The organism is Flavobacterium flavigenum (genome assembly GCF_027111255.2).
Classification (GTDB): domain Bacteria; phylum Bacteroidota; class Bacteroidia; order Flavobacteriales; family Flavobacteriaceae; genus Flavobacterium; species Flavobacterium flavigenum.
In genome coordinates, this window is record NZ_CP114285.2 from 1316417 (window position 1) to 1336254 (window position 19838).

Here is a 19838-nt window from a genome sequence, read left to right on the forward strand (position 1 = left end):
AGGCTTTAAGCAACCGAAAGAATCAAAACATCAAAATCTTAGTTCTCAAAAAATGAATCCAGATTTTATAAAATATCAGGCACAGACTTCTCCATATCCACTAGGAATGGAAGTTTCACATGCAATAGGCTCCTATATTTACGATACAGGTAATAAAAAATATTTAGATTTTGTTGCTGGTGTTTCAGCCTGTACACTTGGACATCAGCATCCAAGGGTCAATCAGGCCATAAAAGACCAGCTGGATAAATATTCACATGTAATGGTTTATGGAGAATACTCCCAAAGTCCTGCCGTGCAATATTGTAAACTAATAGCTTCACTGCTTCCGGAATCATTAAACAAAACCTATTTAGTGAACTCTGGTACTGAAGCAATCGAAGGCGCCCTTAAATTAGCCAAACGTTCTACAGGCCGCAGTCAATTAATATCATGTCATAATGCATACCACGGAAACACCATGGGATCTATGAGTGTTATGGGATTCGAAGAACGCAAACAAGCCTTTCGTCCTTTGCTTCCTGATGTTGATTTTATAACTTTCAACAACGAAGAAGATTTACAAAAAATAACCACACGAACAGCCGCAATCTTACTTGAAACAATTCAGGGAGGAGCTGGTTTTATTGAACCAAAAGGCAACTTTCTGCAAAAAGTACGCAAACGCTGTGACGAAGTTGGTGCTATGATGATTGTAGATGAAATCCAGCCTGGCTTTGGCCGCACCGGAAAGTTGTTCGGTTTCCAAAATTATGATGTCGTTCCCGATATTGTAGTTATGGGAAAAGGAATGGGTGGCGGAATGCCGGTAGGTGCTTTTACAGCATCCGCAGAAAAAATGGATCTTTTAACCGAGAATCCAAAATTAGGGCATATTACAACTTTTGGAGGTCATCCTGTCATTGCGTCAGCCTGCTTAGCAACTTTGAAGGAATTAACTGAGACTAATCTGATGCAGGAAACTTTAGAAAAGGAAAAACTCTTCAGATCACTTTTGGTACATCCTTTGATAACAGAAATTAGAGGAAAGGGATTAATGCTTGCCGCAATGACCGAAAGTGCTGAAATAACGAATCAGGTCATTTTAAACTGTCAGGCCAAGGGACTCATTTTATTCTGGCTATTATTTGAAGGATGCGCCATTAGAATAACACCGCCATTAACCATTTCTGAAGAAGAAATAAAAGAAGGATGTGCCATAATTCTCGAAGTTATGGATGAAATTTTGAATAATAACGAAGAGCTTAATTAGGAGCTATTTCCAGCTATACGTTGCAATCTTTTTTGAAGCTGAAAAATGCTTCAAAAAAGGATTTCCACTTCTATCTGGGCTATGGCTTCCCGTTAAAAAGAAACTTTAGATAATAAACACATTAATCTTTTATAAATCAAAGATTAAAACTAAAAACAGAACATATTTCCTGTCCATATTGTTAATTAAATTGTTCAAAACAATAAATTTCCTTTCCTCACAAAATAATATGGTTGCCTAAATTTATAACAGGCTAATTTCAAAAACAAAAAGTATGCAATTAAGCAACGAAGAAGAAGATTATAACCTATCCCTATCCAAATTTGAGTCGATGTTAAAAACCAACAAAGTACTCTTTTTTGATTCTGAAGAATTCGAAGAAATTATTCTTCATTATTTAGATATAGGTAAGGCTAATTTAGCAAAAAAAGCCTTAAAACTTGCATTAGACCAACATCCAAAATCTACAGGCTTAAAATTAGTACAAGTAGAAATGCTGGTTTATGATGACAAACTTGACATGGCTGAAAAGCTTTTAAACGAGTTGTATGCAATTGAACCTAACAACGAAGAAATTTACATCCAGAAAGCCAATATTTGTTCCAAAAGAGACCAGCACGAAAAAGCAGTAGAATTGCTTAAAATTGCCCTGCAATACACAGATGATTTTGCTGACGTTTATAACTTAATGGGAATGGAATATCTTTTTATGGATAATCTTGAGATGGCAAAAGACAGTTTCATCAAATGTCTTGAAGAGGACATAGAAGACCAGTCAGCACTTTACAACGTAGTTTACTGTTTTGAATTTTTAGACCAAAATCAGGAAGCTATTGCTTATCTTAATGAATATATCAACAAAAACCCATATAGCGAAATCGCCTGGCATCAGGTTGGACGATTGCATTACGGGATAAAAGAATACGAAAATGCGATTCGTGCTTTCGATTACGCAACGCTCATTGATGAAGAATTTCTGGGAGCATTCATGGAAAAAGCAAAAGCATACGAACGTCTTAAAAAATATGCACAGGCAATAGAAAGCTACAACCGAACCATAGAATTAGATGATGCAACCTCTTATGCCTTATTGAGAATTGGTAAATGCTACGAAAAGCTGGGAAATAATGTCCTTGCATTAAAATATTACAACCAAACAGTTCACGAAGACCCTCTTCTGGACAAAGGATGGATTGCTATTACTGATTTTTATGTGCGCCAGAAAAATTTTCAGAAAGCATTATTTTTTGTCAATAAAGCATTGGCTATAGACAATCAAAATCGTTTATACTGGAAACGTTATGCTACTATAAACAAACAAATGAACTTTTTTGAAGAAGCTGAGTTTGGTTATAGAAAAGCAGTAGAATTTGGAGATTATGCGTTGGATACCTGGTTATTTTGGGTAGATATTCTTCAGTTTTTAGGTGAATTTGAGAGCGCCATACAAACATTACTGCAAGCCTCTGAATATTTTCCGGAAGAAAACGAAATAGAATACCGTTTGGCCGGATTGTATTTTATGATTCAGGACAATACAAAGGCAAAGTTTCATTTAAGCAATGGTTTACGTTTAAACTTTGATAACTACATTTTGATTGAAGATCTTTTCCCTGTTGTCTGGTCAAAAAAAATGGTGAAAAATTATATTGAGAAACATAGAAAAGAATAATGATTGATATTTTAAGAAGACGCTTTGGCTTATTAGGCCGTAATATTAGCTACTCCTTTTCAAAAGGATATTTCACAGAAAAATTTAATGACGAAATTTTCGCAGGGAACAGTTACGAAAATTTTGATATTTCTGAAATTAGTCATTTCACAGGCTTACTTAAAAACAATCCAGACTTAAAAGGCCTGAATGTTACGATTCCATACAAAGAACAGGTCATACCATATCTGGATAAGCTTTCCAAAAAAGCAACTTTGATTGGTGCAGTAAATACTATAAAATTTACAAAAAACGGAAAATTAAAAGGATACAATACTGATTATTATGGCTTCAAAAAATCATTAAAGCCATTACTTGAACCACATCACAAAAAGGCACTCATTCTGGGTACTGGTGGTGCATCAAAAGGAGTAGCATTTGCACTTGATGAACTTGATATCCCATATACTTTTGTTTCAAGAGAAGCGAAAGAGAATATCATTGATTACAATTTAATTAATGCAACAACTTTTGACAATTATCAAATCATAATTAATTGTACTCCTGTTGGAACAAGTCCAAACATTGAGGCTTGCCCCGACCTTCCCTATGAGTTTTTTACAGATAAACATATCGCTTATGATTTGATTTATAATCCTGCTGAAACTCAGTTCTTAAAGAACGCCAAAAAAAGAGGAGCAGTAATAAAAAATGGTCATGACATGCTTATTTTTCAGGCAGAAAAAGCATGGAAAATCTGGAATAAATAAATACAAATTAATATATATGAGCTGTCACAAAATGACAGCTTTTTTTATATATTTTTTTATTCTAATTCTTCCGATACTAAAAAAACTTAGCATCTCAGAACTTTAGCAGCTTTTTTAGTCATTCATCGAAATCAAAAACTCTTCGTTATTTCTCGTCTTTTTGAAACGATCATTAACAAAATCCATAGATTCTACCGGATTCATATCAGACAGGTATTTACGCATAATCCACATTCTTTGCAAAGTTTTCTCGTCTAATAATAAATCGTCGCGACGTGTACTTGATGATGTAAGATCGATGGCAGGGAAAATACGTTTATTTGCAATTTTACGATCCAGTTGAAGCTCCATGTTACCGGTACCTTTAAATTCTTCAAAGATAACCTCATCCATTTTAGAGCCGGTTTCTGTCAATGCTGTTGCGATGATACTCAATGAACCACCGTTTTCAACATTTCTTGCAGCTCCAAAGAAGCGTTTTGGTTTTTGAAGTGCATTGGCGTCAACACCTCCGCTTAATACTTTTCCTGACGCTGGCTGAACAGTATTGTAAGCTCTTGCCAGACGCGTAATTGAATCCAGAAGAATCACAACATCATGTCCGCATTCAACAAGGCGTTTTGCTTTTTCAAGTACAATATTGGCAATTTTCACATGTTCCTGCGGTTCTCTGTCAAAAGTCGAAGCAATAACTTCTCCGCGTACACTTCTTTGCATATCTGTAACCTCTTCAGGACGCTCATCAATCAAAAGAACGATTAGATAAACTTCGGGATGGTTAGCAGCAATAGCATTAGCAATATCTTTTAACAACATGGTTTTACCTGTCTTCGGTTGTGCGACTATCATACCACGCTGCCCTTTTCCAATTGGAGAAAATAAATCGATAATTCGGGTTGATACAGAACTGCCTTTTTCGGCTAATTTAAATTTTTCAGAAGGAAAAACCGGTGTAAGGTGTTCAAAGGAAACCCTGTCGCGAACTACCTGCGGATCGTGACCATTAATTTTAAGAACACGAACCAAAGGAAAGAATTTCTCACCTTCTTTTGGAGGACGTACAACCCCTTTTACAGTATCTCCGGTTTTAAGTCCAAACAACCTGATTTGTGAAGTTGACAAATAAATATCGTCTGGAGAAGCTAAATAATTATAATCTGATGAACGTAAGAATCCGTATCCGTCCGGCATCATTTCAAGAACGCCTTCACTTTCTATAATTCCGTCAAACTCAAAGTCTGAATCCCTAAAATTATTCTTTTTGTTTTTATGATTTGGATTCTGATTTCCGTTATTTCCATTACCATTCCCGTTTTGATTCGGATTTTGATTTTGAGTTTGGTTCTGGTTCGGATTTTGTTTTTTATTCTGATTAGGATTAATCTTTTTTACAGGAGCAGTTTCTTCTTCTTTTTCAGCTATGGGAGTAGCAGGAACATCTGTTTCTGACTCTACAGCTTCTTCAGTACTTTCCTCTTTTACAGTTTCTTTCTCTTTCTGCAAAGCAACCTTTTTCTCGTATGCTGATTTATTAAACTTAACGATTTTTGGTTCTTTTTTATCTAATCCTTTTTCCTCTACTGCTATGTTTTCGACAACTTCCTCTGCTTTTGGCTTTGGCTGGATTTTAGCATTTGGTTTTGAAGCCGGAGTTTTTATCTCCTCACGTGGTTCTTCCACTTTATCAAATTCTAAAACAGGAGCATTTTTAATTGCTACTACCTTTTTTACCGGAGCAATTCTTGCCCTCTTTGGCTTATCCTCTACTATTTCTGCATTTGCAACAACAGGTATCGACTGCTCTGAAGCCGTTTTTTCCTGATGCGCTAAAATCTGACTGATCAAAGTATCTTTTTTGACACCATTAAACTTTATAGTTTTAGCTAATTTAGCTATTTCTTGAAGCTCAGAAAGCTTCATTTCTTTTAATGCAGAAATATCAAACATGAATGTTCTATGAATTTAATTATTTTAAAGGAAAATACTGTAAAAAGAATAGGTAGATAATTATTTTGAATGAACCGCAGTATGAAGTGCTTACGGTAATATGATGCAATAATACGAATAAATTTTTATCATACAATAGTATTTATAAAAAAGAAAATATATTTTTGTAAAACAATTTCATGTTATGATACAACGAATTCAAACAATATATCTGCTACTCACCTTTTTGGTAACCGGAGTTTTACTCTTTTTTGTTCCGCTTTGGACAGTAAACGGAAAAGATTTTTACTTTATGCAGGATCAAGTCTATACCATATTATTAGGCTTGAGTACAATGTTAACTATTATTAGTATTATATCATACAAAAAAAGACAAAATCAGTTTGTCATGGGCAGACTGAACATCATATTAAATTTAATTTTATTAGGATTATTTGTTTACCGTTCACTAAATTTATCTGGAGAAACTGCTAATGTTGTTTCTGAGAAAGGTATTGGGATGTTTCTTCCTATTGTTGCTATCGTGTTATTAGTTTTAGCTAATAAGGCCATCAAAAAGGACGAAGATCTTGTAAAATCTGTTGACCGTTTGAGATAAACCTATAAACTTAGTTTATTGCGCGAAGAGAACCCGAATTGTATGATTCGGGTTTTTTTGTGAAAAACATATTACAATTAATAACAAAAACAGAAAATAAATTTAAGAAACATCATGTTGTAAGTAGATTTTTCATAATTTCGCTTTTGTTATTTCAATTTATTTATGGCACATAAAATAAGAATACACCTAGCAGATGACCATTTAGTACTTATTGATGGATTGATAAATTTATTAAGTACTGTTTCTGAATTCGAGATTGTAGGTTCATCCTCTAATGGTTTGAATATTTTCGATGAAGTAACAACCAACAATGCCCACATTCTGGTACTTGATCTTAGTATGCCTGAGAAAGACGGCATTGAAGTTTTAAAAGAGTTTCAGCAAAAAGGATACCCTTGCAAGGTCATCATCCTGTCCAGCTATGATGATTTAAAAATAATCAGGGAAGTAATGAATTTAGGTGCTAGTGGCTATCTCACTAAAAAATGTGCAGGTGAAAATATAATCGAAGCCATTGAAGTAGTCAATGAAGGACAAGAATATTTTTGCAATTCTGTAAGAGAAAAAATCTTCAATACTTTTACTGAAAACAACCCTAAATTAAATAAAAAGAATATCGTTCCTGAAAATTCAATCTTAACATGTAGGGAATTAGAAATTGTAACCCTAATTTCACTTGAGTATAGCGGAAAAGAAATAAGCGAACAATTATTTATAAGCACCAATACTGTAGAAACCCATCGCAAAAATATTATGAAAAAACTGCAGACAAAAAACACTATTGGACTTGTAAAATATGCTATTAAAAATAATTTGATTAAATCCTAAAACTATCTCCCCGATTCATAAATTACCTATATAAAATTAGTATTTTCCTCTTGAGTATTTTCTGATCTGGACAATATTTATTTTTAAAGAACATTTTTTTAGGAAAAATAACACATTCCGTTATTTATGAATTTGTTTTTAACTTTATAAGCTATATTTTTATCCAATAATTTTTGAATATGTTGGATTTTCGCAATTTTAGAATTCTTTTTTTTATTTCATTTTTTTGTATCGCTGCAGTTGGTCAAAAGAAAGTTTTTACTGACAAGGAATTATTAAAACTTTACAACCAGGCAACCACAAATCTTCACAATGAAGATTATGAAAAATCATTAATACAATCCAGATTACTACTAAATCACTCTCTTTTATCACAGAATTATAATTTAATAGGAAAAGCATACAATACAATTGCAGCTAATTTTGATGGCATCTCAGAACCTGAAAAAGCCCTTTTTTATTACAAAAAAAGCTTAATATATGCTGAAAAAGCAAATGATTTAGAACTTCAGAACTGGCTATACAATAATATTGGTAACATTTATTGTTTTGATAAAAAAAAATACGAAAAAGGAATTTCTTATTATATTAAATCATTATATTTCAGCAGATTAACCAAGGATTCTTCACAATTTTTTTTCACTAAGCTTAATATAGCCTGGGCCTATTTTGATATTGGGCGTTTCTCAGAGGGATATCCTTATCTAAAATATATTAATAAATACAACGATAAATACGGCATGGAAACCACAGCCGCCGTTACCAATATGCTTAATGGCATGTACTATAGTTATACAAAAGATAATCCTAAAGCGGATTACAATTTCAAAAAGGGTATTGAAAATGCCATAAAATACGATGAAAAAACTGATTTATCCTACATCTATCAGGAATATTCAAAATTTTTATCTAAAAATAAAAATTTTGAAGCTGCTTATAAAAACTTAAGCGCTTTTCAGCAATTAAATGACGAAATTAATTTTCAGGATAAGGCAAAAAAAGCAAAAATTGCAGGAATAAATCTCGAAATTGACGAATACAAAAGAGAGATAGACAAAATGGGCATTGAAAGTAAAAAACGGGAAAAATTATTTCACTCTGAAAGTGCCCGCAAAAACAAGATGACAACTATCATCTTATCATTATTCCTTATTAGCCTTATCTTATTTTACTTTTTCTATCAAAACACAAAATTGAAACAAAAAAACAGAATTAAAGACATTCAGAATAAAATAAATCAAAACCTAATCAATGCTACTATTGACGGTCAGGAAAACGAACGGAAAAAGATCGCTTTGTTTTTGCATGATACTATCAGTGCTTCATTATCTTCGGCCGGAATGCATTTGAATGTTTTTTTATCCCAGCACAGTAGTCTGCCTGCTGAGATAACAAAAACAAAATTAATTTTAGACGAAACCCATGATAAGGTCAGAGATCTTTCCCATGATCTTATTCCCACCTTATTGGCACGTTTTGGTTTGTTATATGCTCTGGATGATTTATGTGAAAAATATTCAAATTCCACATTACATTTTGAATACCAAAATTCGATTCCAATCAAAAAAAGATACACTGAAAAATTTGAAACCAGGCTTTATTTTATCATTTCTGAGCTTTTGAACAACGTTATAAAACATAGCGATGCAAGTAAAGCATTAGTTTGCCTGATTGAAAATCATAACGAGATGATTATTGAAATTAAAGATAACGGCAAAGGGTTTGATATAAACAAATTTAATTTTGTGGAAGGATTTGGTCTTCATCAAATAAAGGCTAGAATAAACAACCTGAATGGACAATTTGATGTCAAATCTAAAATTAATGAAGGAACCTCAATTAATATAAGTGTTCCATTAAATAGCTAAAAAACGCTTCAAAAATGAAGCGCCTTTTATTTTTATAATGTTATGAAATCCTTTAAAAAAGATTCTTTTTAAAGGATGTGCCTATCTAGGCATCCGTTTTTCCGCCTTTTCTATCATTTTCTGGTTGATTTTTTTCTTCCTCTTTTGTTTCCTCTTCATCTGCAAAAAAATAGGCAGTTTGTTCTTCACCCGCTAAATCTTGAACTTCTTCTACTTCTAAAAATCTCTTTGTCATAATTGGTTTGTTTTAGTTAATATTTAAATTTTAGTCTCATTTTACAATTTCAAGATATTCCTAATTGAAACTTCATAAGCAACTCAACCTTAACACCTGATATTAATTGCATTACAATAATAATGTATTTTTTTTAATAAGAATAAATTTAATTATTAAATTTGAAACAAAATGTTGTAAAACAAACCACATAAATAATTCTATATTGTAAATGCATCAAATCCGGGTTATTTTTCTATCGCTTATTTTACTAATTTGTTTTAGCAGCAATTTTTATTCTCAAAATAAAATTCTCTCTAAAAATGAAATTGAGAAATTAGTAACAGATGCGACTAAAAACTGGAAAATACATGACTATGAAAAATCATTGACACAATCCAGAACTGCTTTAAAAAACGCTATTGCTATTAATGACAATTATCTAATTGCAAGGTGTTACAATCTAATTGGAGTAAATTTTGATGACTTGCTTATGCTGGATAAAGCATATCCATTTTATATAAAAGCTTTATATTATATTGATAAAACAGAAAATAATATTTTAAAAAGTAAAATCCACAACAATTTAGCTAATATCTGTTTTTTTGAAAAAAAGCAATATAATCAAGGTATATTTCATTATAAAAAAGCTCTTGAATACAGTAATAAAGCATCTGATAAAGCTAAAATATACCTTAGAAAACTTAATATTACCTGGGCCTATTTTGAAGTAGGAAATTTCAAAGAAAGTTTAGGATATTTTAAATATATAAATGAATTTAAACAACATGGAGATGAATCAACACAGGTTGCCTTTAATATGTTAAATGGAATTTATTATGATCATAAAAATGATACCCTAAAAGCAAATTTTTATTTCTCGAAGGCAATTGCATTAGGAAATAACAGTGATGAGAAGTTTGATTTATCGATAGCCCATCAAAAATATGCTGCTTTTTTATTTAAAAACAAGGATTATAAAAAGGCTTATGAAAATATATTAGCATTCAATCGCATTACGAATGAAATTGCTGATTTAGCAAAACAAAAAAAAACAAAACTTGCCGGGGTTAATCTTGAGCTGGACGAATTTAAAAGAGAGGTTGATAAAATTGAGGCTCAATACAAAAAAAAGCAACAAATATTACAAAGAGAACAATCACGGCATAAAAAAGTATTCAGTATAATTGTTGTTTTATTTCTCATTATAACTATTATTTTTTATTTTTTTTATCAAAATACAAAACTGAAACAAAAAAACAGAATAAAAAATATTCAGAATAAAATACACCAAAACATCATTAATGCCAGTATTGACGGACAGGAAAGCGAACGGAAAAGAGTTGCCTTATTTTTGCACGACACCATTAGTGCCTCACTCTCATCTGCAGGTATGCATTTGAATGTGTTTTTATCTCAAAACAGCACTGTTCCTGATGAAATCATAAAAACAAAATTTATTCTGGACGAAACACATGATAAAGTTAGAGATCTTTCACATGATCTCCTTCCTACTTTATTAGTTCGTTTCGGATTATTATATGCCCTTGATGATTTATGCGAAAAATATTCAAATTCTACATTGCATTTTGAATATCAGAATACCATTTCAAGTAAAAAAAGATATGCTGAAAAATTTGAAACCAGACTCTATTTTATTATTTCTGAACTACTGAATAATATTATAAAACATAGCAAGGCCACCAGGGCTGAAGTTTCATTATCAGAAACAGAAAACCATAAACATTTGGTTATCAAAATTACGGATAACGGAAAAGGATTTGATATTAATGATTTTAATTTTGTTGAAGGATTTGGACTTAATCAGATAAAAGCCAGAATAAATAACCTGAATGGACAATTTGATGTGAAATCAAAGATTAACGAGGGGACTTCCATTAAAATAACGGTTCCTCTTGGAGATTGAGTTTCTTAGTCATTAGTCTTTAATTCTTAGTTATTTTTGTTTTGAGTCACTAACTATTTAAACTCTTTTATCTATTTCGATGATTTCTAAATCTTTTATTTTATCTCCTTCAATTACAAAGCGTAACATCGTACGAACCTGATGAAAGCCGCTTTTGCCCGCTGCTCCCGGATTCATATGCAGCAGATTATTTTTTTTATCAAATATCACCTTCAAAATATGTGAATGACCACAAATGAATAATTTTGGGGGATTATTTTGCATTTCTTCTTTAATGGCAGGATTATATTTTCCTGGATATCCTCCTATATGCGTAATCCAAACAGAAACTTCTTCGCAAAGGAAACGATTGTGGAGCGGAAATTCTAATCGAGCCTGAGCATCATCAATATTACCATAAACACAACGCAGTGGTTTTAATTTTTTTATAGTGTCGGTAACATTCAAATCTCCAATATCTCCTGCATGCCATACTTCATCAGCCTGCGCAACATATTTTAGAATTGTGTCATCAATATGACTGTGCGTATCTGAAAGCAGGAGGATTTTTTTCATTCTAAATTTTAATGTTATTTTAGTAAAGATTTAAAGAACCAAAGATACAAAGGTTTTTTCTGTAGAGACGCACAGCAGTGCATCTGTCTTCAGGTTTTCGAATTCTTTTTAATTATAAAAAAACCGACCTTCGATGAACATGCCCCAAAAAGTTAGACACTATTTGGGGCATTTTTTATGAACAGAAAAGTAAAATTCAATTATGCATTTAAGTTAGAATGTGTAGAATTAGTTTTAAAGAAACATTATTCGAACGTGTATGTTTCAAGATTGAAGGGTTTGGACGAGTCCAATATCCGTAAATGGGTAGCTTTTTATAAAGCATACGGCAAAGACGGCTTATTACCTAGAAGGAATCATAATTATACGGTTGATTTTAAGTTAAAGGTTCTAAAAGCCATTAAAAAAGAATCACTTTCCTTACGCGAGACCTCGGTGAAGTTTAATATTGCCGATGCAGCTATTCTGTTAAAATAGCAAAAAGATTTTGCTAACTTTGGAGTTGAAGCATTACAACCAAAACCCAAAGGCAGGCCCAAATCTATGAGCAATTTCAAACGTAAAAAACGCAAATCAGACAAGCCATTATCCAGGGAAGAAGAACTTCTCTTGGAAATTGAAGCCTTGCGCTGTGAGAACGATTTGCTAAAAAAGCTACAAGCCTTAATTCAAGCCGAAGAAGCAGCCAAAAAGCGCAAGCCATAATGGAATTAAGGCATTTATATGATTTAGATTTACTTTTGAATCGTACTAATATGGCACGTAGCAGTTTTTACTACTATGAAAAACAAAGCAAATCTGTGGATAAGTATCAAATTATAAAAGAATTTATAAAATCCATTTATCACAAGCACAAAGGTCGTTATGGCTATAGAAGAATTACCGACGAATTAAACAATAAAGGGATAACTATCAATCATAAAACAGTTTTCAGATTGATGAAGCTATTAGGGCTAAAAAGCATTATTAGAATAAAAAAATATAAATCATATAAAGGGGAACAGGGCAAAATCGCACCTAATATTTTGGAACGCAATTTTAAATCAGAAGCTCCAAATAAAAAATGGGCAACCGACATAACCGAGTTTAATGTATCAGGGAAAAAACTATATTTATCGCCTATTATAGACTTATTCAACCAAGAAATTATCAGTTATGAGCTAGCGGAACGACCCGTATTTAGTCAAGTGGTCGTGATGTTAAAAAAAGCATTTAAGAAAATACCAAACAATACTAATTTGACCTTACATTCTGATCAAGGCTGGCAATACCAAATGAAACAATACCAGCATTTATTGAAAAAAAAGGAATCGTACAGAGTATGTCCAGAAAAGGGAATTGTCTGGATAATGCGATTATAGAAAACTTCTTCGGGATATTAAAATCCGAATTGTTTTACCTTAAAAAGTACAGTTCTATAAGTCAATTAAAACAAGATATCGAAAATTATATTATCTATTACAATAGAGAAAGAATCAAGTCAAATTTAAACAAAATGAGCCCGATACAATATCGAGCTCATCATTATCAAAATTAATTATAAATTTGTCTAAACTTTTAGGTGCAGTCTACGAAAGCAGGTCGGTTTTTATAACTCTTAGGTTAGACGCACTGCTGTGCGTCTCTACGTATGACTTTGCGCCTCAACGTTGTAACCAAAAACAAATTATTGTTTTTTAGGATTTTGGATTTTAACTTCTTTCAAATCTTTTGTGTCTTTGGTATCCATCATCTCCATTAGTTTTAATCCTAACAAACCGCTGATCGAACCATCAGATCCTCCGTTACCGGAAATTAAAACATCAGGAATCACTTTGATATTTCCTTTTCCAATCTCTTCGGTTACTTTATAACGGGTAAAATTGTCTCCACCCATCGCACTAACCTGAAGCTGATAGGCTTCTGCGGTAGATTTACCAATCGCCATGATTTTTTCGGCTTCAGCCAAACCTGTTTTTGAGATTCGCTCTGCCTCAGCACTGGCATTCAGTTTTGTGGCTTCTGCCTGTGCTCCTGCTCTGGCCTTTGTCGCTTCGGCTTCGGCATTTGCACGCATTTTGGTAGCTTCAGCCTCGGCATTTACATTTAGTTTTAAACTGGTTGCATCCCCTTCTGCTTTTTTTACGGTTGCATCAGCAGTACGCTGTGCAATTTCAACACTTTGCGATGCGCGTACAATCTCCTTCTGCATATCTGCAATAGCGGTTTCTTTCTCCATACCCTGACGTTGCTCCTGCGCCATCTTTTGCGTCTGATATGTTTTTTGCTCTTCTTCAGCCAGTTTTCTGTCTGTTAGCGTTTTCATCAGCGAATCTGGCGGAACAATATCTCCAATCAAAGTATCAACTGCATTTACATTATATTCGTCAAGTACTAATTTAATATGATTTTTAGCCGATTCCTGACGTTCTTTTCTAGTTGTCAAAAACGAAATCACATCACTGTCCTGTGCCGAGTTTCTAAAATAGTTACCAATTGTTGGCTCTAAAACCTGAGAAACAAGATTGTTCATGCTTCCGAAACGTGCAATTACTTTTGGTGCTTCTGCTGCCGGTACGTGAATAATCTGTGCCACGTCTAAATTAAATGGGAAACCATCTTTTGAACGAACCGTAATAGTAGAAAGATTTTTATCCAAATCATGCGATTCACTTCTGGCATTTGCCCAGTTCAATACTAAATTCGTTGTGGGAACGGGTTCCAATTTTGTGGTATACTTATTTAAAGCGTATTTTCCTGGACCAAATGGCTCCATCCATACACCACGCTGTCCTTTAGAAACAATATTTCCGTGTTTGAAAGTATCTCCCGTCACATCTTGGCCGTCTTCTCCAATATAAGAAATAACAACCCCAACATATCCAATGGGCACATCAGTCATTGGGTTTTGCTCTATCAAAATTCCCCATGTATTAATGTAGTACGATCCGGCCAACATAACCTGAGGCTGCAAACCACGATTTCCACCGTGCTCCAAAAACTTGTCAAAATCCTGAAAATTGTTATGATCATTTACAAACTTACCAGCAATTTGTCCCTGTGGAATTGGTTCTCCATCAAGAGCTGTTACAATACCAATCATATTTTCGTAAATCTTGATCTGATCGGCCATTACAATTTCAAATAAGAATGTATTAATACGATACGATCCTGTGGTAATAAAAGCAGTCTGACGCCCTTTTTGCCCTCCATTATTTAAGAAAGCTGTGGCATCCTGAAAGTTATCGCTTTCTACTCGTCTGGCAAGAATTCGCCCGGTTGGAATTTCTTTTCCGTCCTTGCTTAAAACCAGTCCGATTTTACCTTCCGGTATTATTGTAAATCCGGTCATATCGATTGAATATTGCCAGATCCACATTCCCCAGTACAAACCCGGAGCTAATGTCTGCGCCTGATAACCTGCTTCACCTTTTGTAGCAATAATACGACCATCTGGTAATGACTTGTCTGCGCCAAACAAAACGAATTTTTTTGTTACTAAACCAATTCTATCCTCGGGAACCATTACCATTCCGAAGAAAACACGCAAAATAAATTTGTAGAACACAATGGAGAATAAGATTAAAATTATCCACCAGTAAGAAGTAATTTCATTCATAATTTTTGATATTTAGACTACAAACATAACAGAAATATTTCCTGTTAAAATTCAATAGCTATAAAATTTAACTTTTGGCTTCTTGAAACCAAAAACGTTAAAAAAATACTGATTTTATATCGTTGGAATTTGAGTTTTAGTACACGATTTTTACCAGAGTAAACTATGATTTGTATTTTGGTTTTTAACGTTTTTAAGAACAATTTTGAGGTTCTAAGCTGGTAAGATCCTAGAAGTTTCGTTTGTAAATTACATTGTTGTGTTTTAATCCAGGAACCAATTTATAAACCTATATATAAAGACGCACTGCTGTACATCTCTACGGAAAAACTTTGTACCTTTGCAACTTTGTCACTTTGAACCTTTACTTTGAGATATTTTATTCACTTTGCTTATAACGGAACACATTATCATGGCTGGCAATTTCAGCCGAATGCATCGTCAATTCAGGAGACTTTAAATAAATCACTTTCTGTTTTGCTGAATTCTACGATAAATGTAATGGGTGCCGGAAGAACAGACACTGGTGTTCATGCTTCTGAAATGTACGGGCATTTTGATTTTGAAAGCCCTATTGATGTTCCGGTTTTGGTACATAAACTCAATTCGTTTTTACCAAAGGATATTGCTGTTTTTGACATTATCCATGTTCATGATGACGCACATTGCCGGTTTGATGCCACTAAAAGAACGTATGAATATCATATCAATACGGTTAAAAATCCGTTTTTGGAAGGTTTGAGCTGGTATATGAATCAAAAATTAGATATTGATTTAATGAATGAAGCAGCAAAGATTTTATTGAAACATACCGATTTTCAATGTTTTTCTAAAGTAAATACAGATGTCACTACATTTGATTGCACGATTTTTGAGGCGTACTGGAAAAAAGAAAACAGCAAACTGATTTTTACTATTTCGGCAAACCGTTTTTTGAGAAATATGGTTCGGGCCATTGTCGGTACTTTGGTAAATATTGGTCTGCACAAAATTTCGCTGGAAGATTTTGAAAACATTATTGCCAGTAAAAGCAGAGAAAAAGCGGGATTTTCGGTTCCGGCACATGGTTTATATTTAACCGAAATTAAATACGATTACATTATAAAATAGCCCTGATTGCAATGGAAATCCTTTTTTGTTTTTTCTTTAAAAACAAAAAAGATTGAAGTGAAAAGCAGGAAGAAGCTCCTAAAAATAAATGAAAGCAAAAGCATTTGACACCGGATTATTCAAACGAATCCTAAAATATACCAAACCTTATAAATGGCGCTATTATGGCGTTATTCTTTTTGCAGTGTCATTATCGATATTTGCTGCACTTCGCCCGTATTTACTGAAACAAACTGTTGACGGCTACATTAAAACACATGATAAATACGGCTTGTTGATGTACATTATCCTGATGGGAATTGTGTTGCTTATGGAAGTATTCTCTCAGTTTTATTTTGTTTTTTGGGCAAACTGGCTGGGTCAGGATATTGTGAAAGATATTCGGAATAAGCTTTTCAGGCACATTTTAAGTTTCAGAATGAAGTATTTTGATTTGGTTCCGGTTGGCCAGCTGGTGACCCGGTCTGTTTCGGATATTGAATCGATTGCGCGTATTTTCAGTCAGGGGTTGTTTATGATCATAAGTGACTTGATGAAAATGCTGGTGGTTTTGATTTTTATGTTTTATATGAACTGGAAACTAACCTGGATTGTGGTAGTTGCGATGCCGGTTCTGGTTTACATTACGAGGATTTTCCAACGTAAAATGCAGGTTGCTTTTGAGGAAGTCCGTACACAGATTGCCAATATGAATTCCTTTGTTCAGGAACGTGTAACGGGAATGAAAATCGTGCAGCTTTTTAACCGTGAGAAAATCGAAGCAGAAAACTTTAAAAATATTAACGACAAACATCGTGTCGCTTGGATTAAAACGATTTTATACAACTCGATCTTTTTTCCGATTGCCGATATTATTTCGTCTATCACTTTAGGACTGGTTGTTGTTTTTGGCGGATTTAAAATTCTGAACGGAGATAACTTTACAACTTTCGGGGATTTATTTTCGTATACTATGTTTATTGGAATGCTGTTTAATCCGCTTCGTCAGATTGCCGATAAGTTTAATGAGATGCAATTAGGAATGATTTCTGCCAATCGTGTTTTTGATATTATTGACACCCAGGATCACATTCAGGACACGGGAACCCTTGAGGCACCCGTTTTTCAGGGAAGCATAGAATTTAAGGACGTTCGTTTTAGTTATATTCCGGAAGAAGAAGTTATAAAAGGCATAAATCTGTCTGTCGCTTCTGGTCAGACGATTGCAATTGTTGGATCAACAGGAGCCGGAAAATCGACCATTATTAATTTACTGAACCGTTTTTACGAAATCAACAGCGGAAGTATTTTTATAGACGGACACAATATAGAAAATTATACCCTGGCTTCGTTGCGAAAACAAATTGCGGTGGTTCTACAGGATGTGTTTTTGTTTGCCGATACTATTTATAATAATATCACACTTCATAATCCTGAAATAAAACGCGAACAGGTTATTGAGGCTGCCAAAAAAATTGGCGTGCACGATTTTATCATGAACCTGCCAGATAATTATGATTTTGATGTTAAGGAGCGTGGTGTTATGCTTTCTTCTGGTCAGCGGCAATTGATTGCTTTTTTACGTTCGTATGTGAGTAATCCTAGTATTTTGATTTTGGATGAAGCAACTTCTTCTATCGATACTTATTCAGAAGAATTGATTCAGCGTGCTACAGAAACCATCACCAAAGGCAGAACATCAATTGTTATTGCCCACCGTCTGGCAACTATTGTTAATGCTGATAAAATTGTGGTGATGGACAAAGGTTTGATTGTAGAACAAGGAAACCATCATGAATTACTCAATAAAACCGATGGTTATTACAAAAACCTGTACGACTCGCAATTTTCGGTTGCTAATTAAAACACTCCTATTTATATATACTTCTTTTGAAATTTAGATTAAAAAAAATAACTTCCAGGCGGGCATTTTTTATATATGTTGCCTTCATAATTTTAGTTACCGTTTCTTCTGTTTACATTTTTAGTAATTTAATTACTGATCTTACTGAAAAAGAAAAAGAGATTCTGGCAGAGCAAGACTTTTTCAAAAGACAGGAATTCTTGTCGCAGGAGTTTTCAAAACTGCTGGAACAGGAAAACCGAATAAAACATGTTCTAAAAATTAGCAATCCCGATAATTTGTCTACGAATTTAAAGGTTTTGTCTTCGCTACAAACAATGAATTCTCTGATCGTAAATAACTGGTTTCAGATTAACGATGAAAAAATTCAGTTTGAAACTGATTCTACTGCTAACCAGGCAGAAATTAATGATACTGAAAATTTTGTTCTTCAACATAAAAATGCAGACCATGTAAGTACAATTGTTCCGTTTAGAAAGGAATGGATCTGGCGGGTTTACTTTAAACTAATTTCTAAAAATCATACTACTGTTCGTTTTGGTTACGACATTAGCCTAAAAAAATTCCGCGATTATTTATCTATTGCTGATAAAACAAGGAATAATTATGCTTTTATTTTTGATCAAAACGGCAAATGCTTATATCATCCTGATTCCACTTTTATAGGCAAAAATATTTACGAAGTTTCTTCTATCCGGCCTCTTGATACTGTTTACAGCAAAAACCAGGATTATGTAAAAAAAGTTACCATGTCTGAGTATTTAAAACTAGATGTGATTCGGTTTACAAAGAGGCTAGATGTTAAAGGTTCTCACTGGTTTATATGTGTCAATTTTCCAAAAATATTTATTAATGAAAACGCTGATCGAATCAGAAAATATTCAACCTGGATTTATTCGATCACAACTGTAATGCTTCTCTTGATTTTCTATTTATTCTCTTATGCAAACAGACGTGCATACAGAGAAAAAGGAATCGCCATTAAAGAAAAAAACAGACTGCTTGTTGAGAACGAAAAAATTGTAAAAGAAAAAGCCCTTATCCAGCTTCAGCAATTAAAGGAGCAGATTAATCCGCATTTTTTATTTAATTCACTCAATTCTCTTTATATGCTGGTTGGAACCGATGTAAAAACAGCACAGAAATTTACATTGAACTTATCCCGTATTTATCGTTATCTGATCGATCCTCCAAAAAAGAATATAGTTCCGTTGAAGGACGAATTGCTATTTATTGAAAAATATATCTTTTTACAGCAAACCCGCTTTAAGGAAGAATTATTTTTTTCTATCAAAATAGAAGACGAAACGGCACTGGAAAAATTTATTCCGTATCTGGCATTTCAGGTTGTGGTCGAAAATGCTATCAAGCACAATATGGCAACACAGGAAAATCCTTTAACCACTCAAATTATAATCCAGAAAGATCAGGTAATTATTAGTAACAATCTCCAAAAAAAGACACACAGCGAACCTGGTGCCAATTTTGGCTTAAAATACTTATCGAGTATTTATACTTTTTATTCCAGAACCAATTTTGAAACTTCAGAAAAAGACGGCAATTTTGTATGCATTCTGCCATTAATATCCATTCACTCCCAAAAATAAGCCACTCACTCCCTTTCCTTTTTTATTTGAGCACGAAAGAAATATTTTCGCGCTAAAATTAACCTAA

The 19838-nt window shown here is 33.4% G+C and carries 16 protein-coding genes and 1 pseudogene; 13 read left to right on the forward strand and 4 right to left on the reverse strand.

Going from position 1 to position 19838, the window contains the following annotated elements:
* Positions 1 to 52: 52 nt before the first annotated feature.
* From OZP09_RS04800 to OZP09_RS04810, 3 genes are all read left to right on the forward strand, one after another.
* A complete protein-coding gene (locus OZP09_RS04800; protein ID WP_269236791.1) occupies positions 53 to 1252 on the forward strand; it encodes an aspartate aminotransferase family protein in 1200 nt (399 codons plus the stop codon).
* Positions 1253 to 1526: 274 nt separating this feature from the next.
* A complete protein-coding gene (locus OZP09_RS04805; protein ID WP_223683048.1) occupies positions 1527 to 2924 on the forward strand; it encodes a tetratricopeptide repeat protein in 1398 nt (465 codons plus the stop codon).
* The gene (locus OZP09_RS04810; protein WP_269236792.1) at positions 2924 to 3673 is read left to right on the forward strand and encodes a shikimate dehydrogenase family protein; all 750 of its coding nucleotides are present in this window, start codon (positions 2924 to 2926) and stop codon (positions 3671 to 3673) included. The genes OZP09_RS04805 and OZP09_RS04810 overlap by 1 nt, the downstream gene beginning before the upstream one ends.
* A 114-nt stretch (positions 3674 to 3787) precedes the next feature.
* On the opposite strand, the gene rho is transcribed toward OZP09_RS04810, so the two are convergent.
* Positions 3788 to 5620 (reverse strand): transcription termination factor Rho, encoded by a 1833-nt coding sequence (gene rho / locus OZP09_RS04815; protein WP_269236793.1) that lies wholly within the window; start codon positions 5618 to 5620, stop codon positions 3788 to 3790.
* A gap of 184 nt (positions 5621 to 5804) precedes the next feature.
* Between rho and OZP09_RS04820 the strand changes: the two genes are divergently transcribed.
* The 3 genes from OZP09_RS04820 to OZP09_RS04830 all read left to right on the forward strand — a co-directional run bounded on the left by OZP09_RS04820 (position 5805) and on the right by OZP09_RS04830 (position 8917).
* On the forward strand, positions 5805 to 6218 hold the full coding sequence (locus tag OZP09_RS04820; protein ID WP_269236794.1) for a DUF4293 domain-containing protein: 414 nt from the start codon (positions 5805 to 5807) through the stop codon (positions 6216 to 6218).
* Between the two features lie 165 nt (positions 6219 to 6383).
* Positions 6384 to 7049 (forward strand): response regulator, encoded by a 666-nt coding sequence (locus OZP09_RS04825; RefSeq protein ID WP_269236795.1) that lies wholly within the window; start codon positions 6384 to 6386, stop codon positions 7047 to 7049.
* A 179-nt stretch (positions 7050 to 7228) separates the two neighbouring features.
* The gene (locus OZP09_RS04830) at positions 7229 to 8917 is read left to right on the forward strand and encodes a tetratricopeptide repeat-containing sensor histidine kinase (protein WP_281310387.1); all 1689 of its coding nucleotides are present in this window, start codon (positions 7229 to 7231) and stop codon (positions 8915 to 8917) included.
* Positions 8918 to 9002: 85 nt separating this feature from the next.
* On the opposite strand, the gene OZP09_RS04835 is transcribed toward OZP09_RS04830, so the two are convergent.
* Positions 9003 to 9152, reverse strand: a complete 150-nt coding sequence (locus tag OZP09_RS04835; protein WP_269236797.1) for a hypothetical protein — start codon at positions 9150 to 9152, stop codon at positions 9003 to 9005.
* A gap of 211 nt (positions 9153 to 9363) precedes the next feature.
* Here OZP09_RS04835 and OZP09_RS04840 point away from each other — a divergent pair, with 211 nt between their 5' ends.
* Positions 9364 to 11058 carry a tetratricopeptide repeat-containing sensor histidine kinase gene (locus OZP09_RS04840; protein ID WP_281310388.1) on the forward strand — a complete coding sequence of 565 codons (1695 nt, stop codon included), beginning with the start codon at positions 9364 to 9366 and terminating at the stop codon, positions 11056 to 11058.
* A gap of 57 nt (positions 11059 to 11115) precedes the next feature.
* Here the strand turns inward: OZP09_RS04840 and OZP09_RS04845 are convergent, their stop codons facing one another.
* A complete protein-coding gene (locus tag OZP09_RS04845; protein ID WP_269236800.1) occupies positions 11116 to 11613 on the reverse strand; it encodes a metallophosphoesterase family protein in 498 nt (165 codons plus the stop codon).
* A 177-nt stretch (positions 11614 to 11790) separates the two neighbouring features.
* Between OZP09_RS04845 and OZP09_RS04850 the strand changes: the two genes are divergently transcribed.
* The 3 genes and pseudogenes from OZP09_RS04850 (at position 11791) to OZP09_RS04860 (ending at position 13150) form a co-directional block, all read left to right on the forward strand.
* On the forward strand, positions 11791 to 12090 hold the full coding sequence (locus tag OZP09_RS04850) for a helix-turn-helix domain-containing protein (RefSeq protein WP_269236801.1): 300 nt from the start codon (positions 11791 to 11793) through the stop codon (positions 12088 to 12090).
* Positions 12091 to 12156: 66 nt separating this feature from the next.
* Positions 12157 to 12318, forward strand: a complete 162-nt coding sequence (locus tag OZP09_RS04855) for a hypothetical protein (RefSeq protein WP_281310389.1) — start codon at positions 12157 to 12159, stop codon at positions 12316 to 12318.
* Positions 12318 to 13150 (forward strand): annotated as a pseudogene (locus OZP09_RS04860) (IS3 family transposase). Before OZP09_RS04855 ends, OZP09_RS04860 begins: the two are co-directional and overlap by 1 nt.
* A 129-nt stretch (positions 13151 to 13279) precedes the next feature.
* Here the strand turns inward: OZP09_RS04860 and OZP09_RS04865 are convergent.
* A complete protein-coding gene (locus OZP09_RS04865) occupies positions 13280 to 15211 on the reverse strand; it encodes an SPFH domain-containing protein (protein ID WP_269236803.1) in 1932 nt (643 codons plus the stop codon).
* 369 nt (positions 15212 to 15580) lie between these two features.
* Here OZP09_RS04865 and truA point away from each other — a divergent pair, with 369 nt between their 5' ends.
* From truA to OZP09_RS04880, 3 genes are all read left to right on the forward strand, one after another.
* Positions 15581 to 16321 (forward strand): tRNA pseudouridine(38-40) synthase TruA, encoded by a 741-nt coding sequence (truA, locus tag OZP09_RS04870; RefSeq protein WP_269236804.1) that lies wholly within the window; start codon positions 15581 to 15583, stop codon positions 16319 to 16321.
* Positions 16322 to 16409: 88 nt separating this feature from the next.
* The gene (locus tag OZP09_RS04875; RefSeq protein ID WP_269236805.1) at positions 16410 to 18164 is read left to right on the forward strand and encodes an ABC transporter ATP-binding protein; all 1755 of its coding nucleotides are present in this window, start codon (positions 16410 to 16412) and stop codon (positions 18162 to 18164) included.
* A 26-nt stretch (positions 18165 to 18190) separates the two neighbouring features.
* Complete coding sequence (locus OZP09_RS04880; RefSeq protein WP_269236806.1) at positions 18191 to 19771, forward strand: histidine kinase; 1581 nt, start codon at positions 18191 to 18193, stop codon at positions 19769 to 19771.
* The last annotated feature ends 67 nt before the right edge of the window (positions 19772 to 19838 follow it).

What these genes read in the sequence shown, in the direction of transcription:
- OZP09_RS04800 (WP_269236791.1), top strand. Translation starts at nt 53, where the DNA reads ATGAATCCAGATTTTATAAAATATCAGGCACAGACTTCTCCATATCCA.
- OZP09_RS04805 (WP_223683048.1), top strand. Translation starts at nt 1,527, where the DNA reads ATGCAATTAAGCAACGAAGAAGAAGATTATAACCTATCCCTATCCAAA.
- OZP09_RS04810 (WP_269236792.1), top strand. Translation starts at nt 2,924, where the DNA reads ATGATTGATATTTTAAGAAGACGCTTTGGCTTATTAGGCCGTAATATT.
- rho (WP_269236793.1), bottom strand. Translation starts at nt 5,620, where the DNA reads ATGTTTGATATTTCTGCATTAAAAGAAATGAAGCTTTCTGAGCTTCAA.
- OZP09_RS04820 (WP_269236794.1), top strand. Translation starts at nt 5,805, where the DNA reads ATGATACAACGAATTCAAACAATATATCTGCTACTCACCTTTTTGGTA.
- OZP09_RS04825 (WP_269236795.1), top strand. Translation starts at nt 6,384, where the DNA reads ATGGCACATAAAATAAGAATACACCTAGCAGATGACCATTTAGTACTT.
- OZP09_RS04830 (WP_281310387.1), top strand. Translation starts at nt 7,229, where the DNA reads ATGTTGGATTTTCGCAATTTTAGAATTCTTTTTTTTATTTCATTTTTT.
- OZP09_RS04835 (WP_269236797.1), bottom strand. Translation starts at nt 9,152, where the DNA reads ATGACAAAGAGATTTTTAGAAGTAGAAGAAGTTCAAGATTTAGCGGGT.
- OZP09_RS04840 (WP_281310388.1), top strand. Translation starts at nt 9,364, where the DNA reads ATGCATCAAATCCGGGTTATTTTTCTATCGCTTATTTTACTAATTTGT.
- OZP09_RS04845 (WP_269236800.1), bottom strand. Translation starts at nt 11,613, where the DNA reads ATGAAAAAAATCCTCCTGCTTTCAGATACGCACAGTCATATTGATGAC.
- OZP09_RS04850 (WP_269236801.1), top strand. Translation starts at nt 11,791, where the DNA reads ATGAACAGAAAAGTAAAATTCAATTATGCATTTAAGTTAGAATGTGTA.
- OZP09_RS04855 (WP_281310389.1), top strand. Translation starts at nt 12,157, where the DNA reads ATGAGCAATTTCAAACGTAAAAAACGCAAATCAGACAAGCCATTATCC.
- OZP09_RS04865 (WP_269236803.1), bottom strand. Translation starts at nt 15,211, where the DNA reads ATGAATGAAATTACTTCTTACTGGTGGATAATTTTAATCTTATTCTCC.
- OZP09_RS04875 (WP_269236805.1), top strand. Translation starts at nt 16,410, where the DNA reads ATGAAAGCAAAAGCATTTGACACCGGATTATTCAAACGAATCCTAAAA.